A 12,387-nucleotide genomic window follows, 5' to 3' on the forward strand; every position below is an offset into this window, starting at 1 on the left:
GGATTAGACATGCCGATCATCACGCCTTCGCAATACCCCGCCGTGCGCATGCGCCGCATGCGCCGCGACCCGTTCTCGCGCGCCCTGATGCGCGAAAACGTCGTCACGCCGTCCGACCTGATCTACCCCGTGTTCATCCTCGACGGCCAGAACCAGCGCCAGCAGGTGGCGTCGATGCCGGGCGTGGAACGCGTGTCCGTCGACCTGCTGCTGAAGGTGGCCGAGGAAGCCGTCGCGCTGGGCATTCCGGTGCTCGCGCTGTTCCCCGTCGTCGACGCGGCGCTCAAGACCTATGACGGCGTCGAAGCGACGAACCCGGACGGCCTCGTGCCGCGCGCCGTGCGCGAACTGAAGCGCCACTTCCCGCAGCTGGGCCTCATGACGGACGTCGCCCTCGACCCGTACACGACCCACGGCCAGGACGGCCTGCCGGACGAGAACGGCTACATCGTCAACGAAAAGACGATCGCCATGCTGACGCGCCAGGCGCTGGCCCAGGCCGAGGCCGGCGTGGACATCGTGGCGCCGTCGGACATGATGGACGGCCGCATCGGCGCGATCCGCGTGGCGCTGGAAGAGAAGGAATTCATCCACACGCGCATCATGGCCTACTCGGCCAAGTACGCGTCGGGCTACTACGGTCCGTTCCGCGAGGCCGTCGGCTCGGCCGCCAACCTGGGCAAGGCCGACAAGAACACGTACCAGATGGACCCGGCCAACAGCGACGAGGCCCTGCGCGAAGTGGCGCTGGACATCGCCGAAGGCGCGGACATGGTGATGGTCAAGCCGGGCATGCCCTACCTGGACGTGGTGCGCCGCGTGAAGGACGAGTTCAAGGTGCCGACCTTTGCCTACCAGGTCAGCGGCGAGTACGCGATGCTGCAGGCCGCGTTCCAGAACGGCTGGCTCGATCCGGACAAGGTCATCATGGAGACCATGATGTCGTTCAAGCGGGCCGGCGCGGATGGGGTGCTCACCTATTTCGCGATGGACGTGGCGCGGCGGTTGAAGGCCGCGGCGTAAAAGAAAAACCGCGCCGAGGCGCGGTTTTTTGTTGGTTATCCGTGTTGAATTCGCGGTATTTCGTAGGGCGGGCTCCCCGAGCCCGCGCGTGACGTTCGCGGTTTATCGGCTTTACGCGTGGGCACAGGGTGCCCCCTCCCCCGACGATTCACCGGCTGCCGTAGGGCGGGCTCCCCGAGCCCGCGCGCGACCTTTGCGGCTTGCCGGCTTTACGCGTGGGCACGGGGTGCCCACCCTACGATTCACCGGTTACCGTATGGCGGGCCCGGTGTCCGCTCACCGCGGCGGTTTGTATTCCGGGAACATCTCCTTGAACAGGAAGTTCGTCAGCTCCTGCGTATCCTGCGGCCGCGCCGACAGCGTGACGACGCGGTTCAGGCGATGCGATTCCCACTCGAAGTCGCCGCTCTTTTCCTTGCGGATCAGCTCGATCATCTTCTTGACGATCGCCGTCTCGATGTCCGGCTCGCTGCCGCGCTCGACCGTCACGGCCGTCAGCCAGCGGCGCTTGAAGTTCGGGTTCCAGCCGCGGAATTTCAGGTCGGCGGTGCTGAACGTCTTGTTCGTGACGCTGAACACGCCGCCCGTCTCGTTCGGGTCCTGGCCGCCGCGGCCGTTGATGGCGGCGATGTTGGCGAGCGCGTTGCGGTTGCCGCGCGCCGCTTCGCTTTCCTCGGCCTGGTCGGTCTGGGCCGGCGCGCCGCGGCGCTTGCGCTGGGCGTCGATATAGGCCTGCATGTCGACTTCCTGCGGCGGCGCCTTGTCTTCCTTGGTCGGTTGCGGCTTTTCCTCGACCGGTTTTTCGTGCGGCAAGGTGATCGTGTTCGGCAGGCGTTGCACGTGCGTCACGCGCGGCGGGGTCGGTTTGGATGCGGCCGCCTTGGCGGTCTTCCTGGGCGCCTGCTCGGCCGGCTTGGCGGCCGGCTTGTTCGGTTTTAGCGGCGGCAGCCAGACGATGGCTTCGCCGGCCTTGGGGGGCGCATGGTGTTCGGGCTTGGGCTGGAACAGCCAGACGGCCACGAGCAGCAGGTGCAGCGCGATCGTGACCGCAATACCGGTGCGGTTCGGCCCCTTCTGGCCGTAGATGACCACTTTCCGTCCAGGCAGCGGCTGGCCGCAATGCACGCAGACATCGCTGTCTTCCATCGGAATGTGGGAATGGTCACGCAAGATAATGAACGCCCCTGGACAGGAGCCAGTAAAAAGATATTGACGAGGCGCAGTCTAACTTGTTTGGTTTCCCTGCGCACGCGCTGTTAAGCATCTGTAATGAGCTTACAAGCTGCCTGGCTTAATGGTTGTTACAGTGTGTATCAACCTTGCACTAAGGAATCGGTCGATGTGAAATGGATTTCGACCTCATTTCACACCATACGTTCGACCGCCGTTCCCGCGCTGGCGGGAACCCGGGTTTCAAGCGCCGTCGTGATCAGGCCACCTTGCTGAGGACGGCCTTGCGCCCGTGCTCCATCTCGACGAGCTGCGTATCGGTCATCGGACCGCTGCCGCTGTACTTGTCGAGGTACAGGTAGATCACCGGCGTGATGTACAGCGTGATCACCTGGGAGAAGATCAGGCCGCCGCACACGGCCAGGCCCAGCGGCTGGCGCAGCTCGGCGCCGGCGCCCAGGCCCAGGGCGATCGGCAGCGCGCCCATCAGTGCGGCCAGCGTCGTCATCACGATCGGGCGGAAGCGCAGGATACAGGCTTCGCGGATCGCCTGTTCCGGCTTCAATCCCTGGTTGCGCTGGGCGTCCAGGGCGAAGTCGATCATCATGATCGCGTTCTTCTTGACGATGCCGATCAGCATCAGGATGCCGATGATGGCGATCATCGTCAGGTCGAGATTAAACAGGCGCAAGGTCAGCAGCGCCCCCACCGCGGCGGACGGCAGGCCGGCCAGGATCGTGATCGGGTGGATAAAACTTTCGTACAGCACGCCCAGCAGCACGTAGATCACGCCGACGGCCGCCACGATCAGGATCAGCTGACTCGACTGCGAACTCTGGAACACGGCCGCGTCGCCGCCATATTTCGTGATGATGGACGCGGGCAGTTTCATGTCGCGGCCCATCTGCTCGATGGCGGCGGTGGCGGCGCCGAGCGGCGCGTCCGGCGCCAGGTTGAACGACAGCGTGATCGCCTGCAGCTGGCCCTGGTGGTTGACGGCGATGGGGCCGACGGTGCGCTTGACGGTGGCCACGCTGGACAGCTGCACGAGCTGGCCCGTCTTGCTGCGCACGGACAGGCGCGACAGCGCGTCCTCGAACTGGCGGTCCTCGTTCGCCGTTTCCAGGATCACGTAATAGCTGGCCGCGCTCGAGTAGATCGTCGACACCTGGCGCTCGCCGAACGCCGCGTACAGCGCCGTGCGGATGTCGCCCAGCTGCACGCCCAGCAGGTTGGCCTTGTCGCGGTCGATGTCGAGCTTCGCCTGCAGGCCCTTGTCCTGCGTATCGCTGGTGACGTCGCGGAACATCGGGTTGTTGCGCATGCGCTCCATGTACTCGTTGGCCCACTGGCTGATGTCGGCGCCGGACACGCTCTGCAAGGTGTACTGGTAACGGCTCTTGCTCTGGCGGCCGCCCAGCTGCAGGTTCTGCACCGGTGCCATGTAGACGTTCACGCCGGCGACATTCCGCAGCGACTTGCGCAGGCGGTCGACCACCTGCGGCATCTTGTCGCGCTCGGCGCGCGGCTTGAGCACGATGAACATGCGGCCGTTGTTGCCGCCGCTCGAGAACGACGTGACGTCCTGCACGGCCGGATCGTCCTGGATCACCTGCGCCACCTTCGTCTGCAGCACGACCATCGCGGACGACGAGATGTCCTCGGCCGCTTCCGTCGTGACGCGCAGTTGGCCGATGTCTTCCTCGGGGAAGAAACCTTTCGGGATGGTCGTGTACAGCACGACGGTCAGCGCGAACGTGCCGAACGCAATCATCAGCACGACGAACCGGTGCCTCAGCGCGACGTCGAGCGTCTTTTCGTAGGCGTTGCGCACGGACGTGAACGCGGCCTCGAAGTGGCGGCCGATGAAGCTTTTTTCTTCCGTGTGGTCATGGCCGTGCGCCGGGAGCAGGCGCGACGCCAGCATCGGCACGAGCGTCAGCGACACGGCGGCCGACACGAGGATCGCGAGGCCGACGATCACGGCGAATTCGTGGAACAGCAAACCGATCACGCCCGGCATGAAGAAGATCGGGATGAACACGGCGACGAGCGATACCGAAATCGACACGATCGTGAAACCCATCTCGCGCGAGCCGTCGAGCGCGGCGCGCATCGGCTTCTTGCCCATCTCGATGTGGCGCACGATGTTTTCCAGCACCACGATGGCATCGTCGACGACGAGGCCCACGGCGAGCGTGATGCCCAGCAGGGAAATGTTGTCGATGCTGTAGCCGAGCCAGAACAACAGGCTGAGGGCACCCAGCAGCGAAATCGGCATCGTGACGGCCGGGATGAACGTGGCCGACGCGCGGTGCAGGAACAGGAAGATCACGAGCACGACGAGACCCACGGTCAGCGCCAGCGTGAAGTTGACGTCGTGGATCGCCTCGCGGATCGACCGCGAGCGGTCGTTGACGAGGTTGATCTTGATGGAGCTCGGCAGCTGCGACTGGAAGCGCGGCAGCAGGCGGCGCACGCCGTCGACCACAGCGACCGTGTTGGCGTCCGGCTGGCGCTGCACGAGCAGCACGATGGCACGCTCGCCGTTGTAGGCGCCGAAGGCCCGGGTCGACTGGTAGCTGTCCTCGACGGTGGCGACGTCCTTCAGGCGCACCGGCAGGTTGTCGCGCGTGGCGACGATCAGGTTCTCGAAATCGGCCGCCTTCATCATCTGTGGCGGGCCCTGGATGGTCAGGGTCTGCTGCGGACCGTCGAGGATGCCCAGCGCGGAATTCGAGTTCGCCGAGCGCAGCGCGGTCGCCAGTTCGTCCATCGTGATGTTGCGCGCATTCATGAGGTCGGTCTTCGCGCGCACGCGCACGGCGAAGCGCTTGCCGCCATGGACCAGCACCTGGGCCACGCCCGGCAACGTGGAAATCGCGGGCGAGACGAGGTTCTCGGCGTAGTCGTTCAGGTCGGACAGGTTCATCGACGGCGACGTCATCGTCATGAACAGCACGGGCGCGTCGGCCGGATTGACCTTGCGGTACGACGGCATCGTCGTCATTTCCTGCGGCAGCTGGCGCTGGGCCGCGAGCAGCGCGGCCTGGACGTCGACGGCGGCGGCGTTGACGTCGATCGACGGATCGAATTCCAGCGTGAGCGACGTGTTGCCCTGCGTGCTCGTCGACGTGATCAGGTTGATGCCGGCGATGGTCGAGAACTGCTTTTCGAGCGGCAGCGCGACCGACGACGCCATCGTCTCGGGGCTGGCGCCGTCCAGGTTGGCGTTGACGTTGATGACGGGCGTGTTATAGCTGGGCAGCGCCGCCACCGGGATATGGGAATACGCCAGGATGCCGACCAGGATCAGGCTGATCGACAGCAGCACGACCATGACGGGCCGGCGGATGCACAGTTCGGACAGATTCATGGATCAGCCCTTGTCGGCGACGTGGACGCTCTTGGCCTTGCCGAGCTCGGACGCCAGGCGCACCTTGGCGCCGGGACGCACGTTCTGCTTGCCCTCGGTGATGATCTGCTCGCTGCCGGCGAGACCGCTGACGGCAGCAATGAGGCCGGCGCCGTACACGCGCTGCACGGGCACGAGGCGCGCGGAATGGTCTTTCTCGAGCGCGTACACGAACGTGCCCTGGGCATTGGTGATGATGGCGTTCTCCGGGATCACGACGGCATCCTTCAGCGTCTGCACGACGACCTTCGTGTTCACGTACTGGCCGGGCCACAGGGTCGTGTCGCGATTGTCGAACTCGGCCTTCACCTTGATCGTGCCGGCCGTCGGGTCGACCGTGTTGTCGACGAAGCTCAGCTGGCCCTTGACCGGCGCCAGTCCCGCGCCCGGCAGGGCCTCCACGTCGACCTTGCCGCGCTTCTGGGCCGCCAGCAGCGCCGGCAGGCTCGCTTCCGGCAAGGTGAACGCGACGGTGATCGGGTCCAGCTGGGTGATCGTCGTGAGCGACGTCGCCGGCTGCACGAGGCTGCCCGGATAGACGTTGATGCCGCCCACGCGGCCCGCCATCGGCGCACGGATCGCCGTGTAGCTGGTCGTGACGCTGCTCGCGCGCGCGGCCGCGGCGTCGGCCTGCAAGGTGGCGCGGGCCTGGTCGACCTGGGCGCGCAAGGTGTCGACGGCGCTCTGGGCGATGAAATGCTGGGCGAACAAATCCTGGCTGCGCTTGAACTGGCGTTCGAGGTCGGCCAGCGACGCGCGGTCGCGCGCGACCTGGGCCTGCGCCTTGTCGAGGTTCGCGCGGTCTTCGCGGTCGTCGAGCGAGAACATCAGCTCGCCCTGTTTGACGAACTGCCCTTCCTTGATGTGGACCTGGCGGATCGTGGCCGTCGTCTGCGGGTGCAGGTCGACGGTGCGGATCGGCGTGACGGTCCCGTTGGCCTGCTGCACGACGGCCACGTCCTGGCGCTGCGGCGCCACCACGTTGACGATGGCCGGCGGCTGCGCGCCCTTGCCCTTGCCGCCCGCGGCGGCCCCGTCGGCATGCGAATCCGATCCATGGTTCATGGTCCACGCAGCGGCGCCGGCGGCGGCGACGATGCCGACGATGATCGCGATGTTTTTACTTTTCATTCCATTCCCTGTGCCGCGGTTGGGCGGCCGATCTCTTTTAACCCTGCGCCGCCGACGGGCGGCCGGATCTCTTTTGTATTTATGCGATGAGGATGACGTCGGCCGGACAGGCCCAGTCTCCGGCAAGGATTGTCCCACACGGGTGTAACAGCATTGTTTCTGCCCGTGCGATTTTTTGGCTTACTTGCCCGGGTAATATTCCGGCAACATCAGGGTCGCCTCCAGCCCGCCTTCCGGGTGATTGGCCAGGCTGATGCTGCCGCCGTGCTGCTCGGCGATGTTGCGGGCGATGGTCAGACCCAGGCCCGTCCCGCCCGACTCGCGCGAGCGCGACGTTTCCACCCGGTAGAACGGATCGAACACGCGTGCCAGCTCGACGCCGGGGATGCCGGGGCCGGCGTCGCGGATGCGGATGCGCGCGGCGCCGTTGATGCGGTCGACGCTGACCCTGGCCGCGTGGCCGTACTTGACGGCGTTGTCGATCAGGTTGACGAGGCAGCGGCGCAAGTCCATCGGCCGGCCCAGCAACGCCATGCCGGCATGGCCGGACAAGGTCACGCGCTGGCAGCTCTCGGCCGCGTCGGCGCACACGGAATCCAGCAGCGAGTCGAGATCCAGCATCTGCATGGCTTCGTTCGTGTCCATGCTGCGCGCCAGGTCGAGCCCTTCGCGCACCATCGCCTGCATCGCGGACAGGTCGCCGATCAGGCGCTCCTGCAGTTCCGGTTCGCTGACCTTTTCCAGGCGCAGGCGCATGCGCGTGAGCGGCGTCTGCAGGTCGTGCGTGATCGCGGCCAGCATCTGCGTGCGCTGGAAGATGTACTGGCGGATGCGCGCCTGCATCGCGTTGAAGGCGGCGCTGGCCTGGCGGATCTCGTCGGCGCCCGTGAGGTCGAGCGGCGGGTGGTTGATGTCGTTGCCGAGGTCTTTCGCCGCCTGCGCCAGCTGCTTCAGCGGCCGCGTCGTCATCCGTGCCACGAGGTAGGCGAGGAAGGCGACGCTGACGAGGAAGATCGAAATGGTCCACGTGTAGTCCGTGCGCTGGGGCGACGTGGCCGAGCGCGGGGGCAGCACGGACAGCACGAGCTCGTCGCCGTCGCGCAGGCGCACGCTGATGCTCTCGCACGTGCCGCGCCACTTCATGCGCATCAGGCCGAACACGACGGGCTGGTCGCGCGCCGTCGCGCACGCGGCCGGGCGCGCGGCCAGCGAGCGCATCACATAACCTTTCCCCATGCGGGCGGCCAGGGCTTGCGTGAATTCGGAATTGACCTGGGCCAGCGCGGCCGGGTGGATGTCGACGTCGACGAGCTGCATGCCGGGACGGTTGGCCACGTCCAGATAGGCTTTGCGCGCGGACTCGGGGACGATCTCGGTGGCCATGATCAGCTGCTCGGCGCGGTCGAGCATGTGCAGGTCGCGGAACTCGTCGATGACGCGCTGGCGCTCGGCGTCGGCCAGCAGCTGGGTCAGCGCGGCCGTGAGCAGGATGCCCAGCAGCAGGGTGGCAAACACGCGGCCCGTCATCGAGCCGAGGAAAGCTCTCACGTGCTCGGCTCCACCGTGACCTGGCCGGCCAGCACATAGCCGCCGTTGCGGACGGTCTTGATGATCTGGGGCATGCGCGCATCCTCGCCGAGCTTCTGGCGCAGGCGGCTGATCTGGATGTCGATCGAACGGTCGAACGGGTCGGCGTCGCGGCCCTGCGTGAGGTTCAGCAGCTGGTCGCGGTTGAGCACGCGGTTCGGGTGCTCCAGGAACACGCGCAGCAGGCGGAATTCGGCACCCGACAGCATGATGATCACGCCCTGCGGATTGACGAGGTGGCGCGCGGTGAGGTCGAGCGTCCAGCCCGAGAATTTCATCTGCTGCACGTTCTCGGCTTGCGAGGTCGGCGGCATCGCGTGGCTGCGGCGCAGGACGCTGCGGATGCGCGCCAGCAGCTCGCGCGGCTCGAACGGCTTGGGCAGGTAGTCGTCGGCCCCCATTTCCAGGCCGAGAATGCGGTCCAGCGGCTCGCTGCGGGCGGTCAGCATGATGACGGGCATGGTCGAATGCGCGCGCAGCTTGCGGCACAGCGTGAGGCCGTCGTCGCCGGGCAGGTTCAGGTCGAGCACGATCAGGTCGGGACGCGACTCGTCCAGGAGTTTCCACATGGCGGTGCCGTCGGCCGCGGCAAGCGCGCGGTAGCCGTTCGCCTCCAGGTAATCGGCCAGCAGCGAGCGGATATCGCGGTCGTCGTCGACGATCAGGATGGTAGATGGATTGTCCATGGCGTCATTATCGCGACTTGGGGCGGCGCTGAACAGCCACTTTGTATCGGCTTGTATATGGATCTGATAGGGAAACAAATTGATACAAAGAACGAGAGAGCGGAAACGCTGCGCTTACAACTCGAGGCCATGATGAACACCATGCGAAGACGACGCGATAGACGCCGATCGGAGCACGATGACAACGTTTGGCTGTTTGTCAATTTACCCCCCTGACTAGGATACGAGATGAAAACCTATCGCAAACACCTGATTACCGCCCTGTCCGCGCTGACCCTCGGTACCGCCGCGCTGGGCGCTCACGCACAAACGACGGACCAGGCCGCCCCGCCGGCCCGCCACGGCATGCAGCACCAGAAACCGACGCCGGAACAGCGCGCCGCGTTCCGTGCGAAGCGTATCGCCAGGCTGCACGACGAGCTCAAGATCACGCCGGCCCAGGAAAACGCCTGGAACGCCTTCGTCGCCTCGATGCAGCCGCAAGCACGCCGGCAGCACGATCGCGCCGCCTGGGCCAATCTGACGGCGCCGGAACGCATGGCCAAGATGATCGACATGCAGAAGCAGCGCACGGCCGCCCTGGAGCAGCGCCAGGCGTCCCTGAACACGTTTTATTCGGTCCTGAGCGCGGACCAGAAGAAGACGTTCGACGAAAAGGCCGCGCGCTTCGGCCACGGGCACGGCCACGGCCACGGCATGCGCCACGGCTGATCGGTAGGGTGGGCATTTGAGGCCGGGGGCCTCAAATGAAACGTGCCCACGCGGCGATACGCGACGTTCGAGATGCCGCCCGTGCCGGCGAACGTCGAGCGCGTGGGCGGGGGCCGCCCACCCTACAGCAACTTGGCCAGCGAGCCGAGGAATTTGTTCGTGTCCTGATAGCCGATCACCCGGCTATCGGGAATCTCCGCACCCCGCTTGTCGAACATGATGATCCCCGGCGGCCCGAACAGGCCGAAGCGCTTGAGCATTGCCCGGTCATCCGCGTCGTTCGCCGTCACATCGACCTGCAGCAGCACCGTATTCGCCAGCCGCGCCTTGACGGCCGGATCGACGAAGGTCAGCTTTTCCATCTCCTTGCACGACACGCACCAGTCCGCATAAAAATCCAGCAGCGCCGTGCGGCCGCCCGTCGCGGCCAGGGCGGCGTCGAGCTGGGTCACGGTCTTGATACGCGTGAATGCGAGTGGCTGCGCCGGCGCGCCGCCCGTGAAGCGGGCCAGCGGCGCAATCGGATCGCGCGCGCCGCTGGCCGCGCCCACGAGCTGGACCGCGCCGAGCACGACACACGCCGCGCCGAGGGCCGAGCCGGCCCAATGCCCGTTTTTACCAAGACCGCGCAGCAGATAAAAGCCATAGCCCAGCAGCAGCGCGGCCCACAGCAGCATCTGCGCGAGGCCCGGCAGCACGGGCGCGGCCATCCACAAGGCCATCGCCAGCATCAGCACGCCGAAGAAACGCTTCACGGCCTCCATCCACATGCCGGCGCGCGGCAGCAGCGAGCCGGCCGACACGCCGACGAGCAGCAGCGGAATGCTCATCCCGATCGCCATCGCGAACAGGGCGGCGCCGCCGATGACGACGTCGCGCGTCTGGCTGATGTACACGAGCGCGCCCGCGAGCGGCGCGGCCACGCACGGGCCGACGATCAGCGCGGAGATGGCGCCCATCACGAACACGCCGGCCAGCTTGCCGGACGCCTGGCGCCCGGAGGCGCTGGCCAGGCGGGTCTGCAGCGCGGCCGGCACCTGTAGCTGGAACACGCCGAACATCGACAGCGACATCGCCGCGATCAACAAGGCGAAGCTCGACAGCACCCACGGATTCTGCAGCGCGGCCGCGAGCCCCTCGCCGACGAGGCCGGCGGCGACGCCGAGCGCCGTGTAGACGATCGCCATCCCGAGCGAATACGCGAGCGACAGCACGAGGCCACGCGAGCGGTGCACCTGCCCGCCCTCCCCCACGATGATCGACGACAGGATCGGCACCATCGGCAGCACGCACGGCGTGAACGCGAGGCCCAGGCCCAGGAGGATGAAGGCGGGGATGATGGCGAGCAGGCGGCCGCCCTGCAGCAGCGACGCGATGCCGGACAGTTCGGATGGCGCGCCGCGCGCGGGCGCAGGCGCAGGCGCCGCGGGCGCGGCGGACTGCGCGGCCGGTGCCGCTGCCGGTGCCATCGCGGCGGGCGTATCGACTTGCGGCGCCGGCTGGGCGGCTTTGCCCGGGAATGCGAAGGCGCCCTGGCCGGGCGGCAGCGACTGCCCCGGCGCGACGCTCATCTGCGGCTCGCCGCCGCCCGGCGCGAGCTGGACCGACGTGTCCTGCGGCGGATAGCACAGGCCCTTGTCCGCGCAGCCCTGGCCGCTGGCGTTCAGCGTGAACGGCCCCGTGGCCTCGACGGGGATGCGGATCTCGACGCCGTGGTGATAGGTCTCGACGTTCTTCTGGAACGTGTCGTCGAACTTGACCTTGCCCGGCGGGATGGCGGGCTCGCCCAGCCTGGCGCCGTTCGCGCTGAAGTGGAAGCGCTCGCGGTACATGTAGTAGCCGTCGGCGATCGCATAATTCACGACGATCGTGTGCGCATCCGCCATGTGCGCGGAAAACTTGAACGCCTGTTCGGGCGGCAGGAAATCGTCGTCCGCGTGGGCGACGGGGACGAAGGCGAGGCAGGCCAGCAGCAGCGTGCACAGCGCGGCCAGCAGGCGTGCGGCGGGCGAGGAGGAGAATCGGGACATGGGTCGGAAGATTGGTTCAACGCATCAGCATGGTACACCGGGTGTGCATCCGCTGCAGGCCTTCGACAGGCGAAAAAAAACCAGGCGCAACGGCCTGGTTTTTCATGAACGCCGAGTAGCGATTACTCTGCGGTCGGTGCTTCGTCAGCCGAAGTGACTTCCGGACGGTCGACCAGCTCGACGAACGCCATCGGTGCGTTGTCGCCAACGCGGAAGCCCATCTTCAGGATGCGGATGTAGCCGCCCGGACGCGCGTTGTAGCGCGGGCCGATTTCGGCGAACAGCTTCTGCACGATTTCGCGGTCACGCAGGCGGGCGAATGCCAGGCGCTTGTTGGCCAGGGTGTCGCTCTTGCCCAGGGTGATGATCGGCTCGACGACTTTGCGCAGTTCCTTGGCTTTCGGAACGGTGGTCTTGATCGCTTCGTGACGCAGCAGCGAAACGGTCATGTTGCGCAGCATGGCGAGACGGTGGGACGAGGTGCGGTTCAGCTTGCGAAGGCCGTGACGGTGACGCATGGTATTTCCTTTCGAGTGTTTTAAATCCAGTTCTTCGATCGTTCACGCACACGCGTGACCGCGGACCGGTTCTAGGTTAAAAACTGCCCGGGCAACATTGCCCAGGCAGGTGATGC

General features: G+C 66.4%; 9 protein-coding genes. 2 read left to right on the forward strand and 7 right to left on the reverse strand.

From position 1 onward, the window contains the following. The first annotated feature begins 9 nt into the window (after positions 1 to 9). The gene (gene hemB, locus ASC93_RS25040; RefSeq protein ID WP_056449124.1) at positions 10 to 1,023 is read left to right on the forward strand and encodes a porphobilinogen synthase; all 1,014 of its coding nucleotides are present in this window, start codon (positions 10 to 12) and stop codon (positions 1,021 to 1,023) included. A 276-nt stretch (positions 1,024 to 1,299) separates the two neighbouring features. On the opposite strand, the gene ASC93_RS25045 is transcribed toward hemB, so the two are convergent. The 5 genes from ASC93_RS25045 to ASC93_RS25065 all read right to left on the reverse strand — a co-directional run bounded on the left by ASC93_RS25045 (position 1,300) and on the right by ASC93_RS25065 (position 9,012). Then, a complete protein-coding gene (locus ASC93_RS25045; RefSeq protein ID WP_229412867.1) occupies positions 1,300 to 2,169 on the reverse strand; it encodes a hypothetical protein in 870 nt (289 codons plus the stop codon). A 283-nt stretch (positions 2,170 to 2,452) separates the two neighbouring features. Continuing rightward, on the reverse strand, positions 2,453 to 5,569 hold the full coding sequence (locus ASC93_RS25050; protein WP_056449131.1) for an efflux RND transporter permease subunit: 3,117 nt from the start codon (positions 5,567 to 5,569) through the stop codon (positions 2,453 to 2,455). Between the two features lie 3 nt (positions 5,570 to 5,572). Beyond that, a complete protein-coding gene (locus ASC93_RS25055) occupies positions 5,573 to 6,739 on the reverse strand; it encodes an efflux RND transporter periplasmic adaptor subunit (RefSeq protein ID WP_056449134.1) in 1,167 nt (388 codons plus the stop codon). A 180-nt stretch (positions 6,740 to 6,919) separates the two neighbouring features. After that, positions 6,920 to 8,287, reverse strand: coding sequence for an ATP-binding protein (locus tag ASC93_RS25060; protein WP_082548327.1), 1,368 nt, complete (start codon positions 8,285 to 8,287; stop codon positions 6,920 to 6,922). After that, complete coding sequence (locus ASC93_RS25065; protein WP_056449140.1) at positions 8,284 to 9,012, reverse strand: response regulator; 729 nt, start codon at positions 9,010 to 9,012, stop codon at positions 8,284 to 8,286. The genes ASC93_RS25060 and ASC93_RS25065 overlap by 4 nt, the downstream gene beginning before the upstream one ends. Positions 9,013 to 9,240: 228 nt before the next feature. On the opposite strand from ASC93_RS25065, the gene ASC93_RS25070 reads away from it, so the two are divergent. Further along, positions 9,241 to 9,723, forward strand: coding sequence for a Spy/CpxP family protein refolding chaperone (locus tag ASC93_RS25070; protein WP_056449143.1), 483 nt, complete (start codon positions 9,241 to 9,243; stop codon positions 9,721 to 9,723). 122 nt (positions 9,724 to 9,845) lie between these two features. Here the strand turns inward: ASC93_RS25070 and dsbD are convergent, their stop codons facing one another. Further along, positions 9,846 to 11,753: a protein-disulfide reductase DsbD gene (gene dsbD / locus ASC93_RS25075; RefSeq protein WP_056449146.1), complete on the reverse strand. Its 1,908-nt coding sequence runs from the start codon at positions 11,751 to 11,753 to the stop codon at positions 9,846 to 9,848. A 122-nt stretch (positions 11,754 to 11,875) separates the two neighbouring features. Then, positions 11,876 to 12,271, reverse strand: a complete 396-nt coding sequence (gene rplQ, locus ASC93_RS25080; RefSeq protein ID WP_056449149.1) for a 50S ribosomal protein L17 — start codon at positions 12,269 to 12,271, stop codon at positions 11,876 to 11,878. Positions 12,272 to 12,387: the final 116 nt, after the last annotated feature.

Origin of the sequence: Massilia sp. Root335 (genome assembly GCF_001425685.1) — a bacterium.
Classification (GTDB): domain Bacteria; phylum Pseudomonadota; class Gammaproteobacteria; order Burkholderiales; family Burkholderiaceae_D; genus Telluria; species Telluria luteola.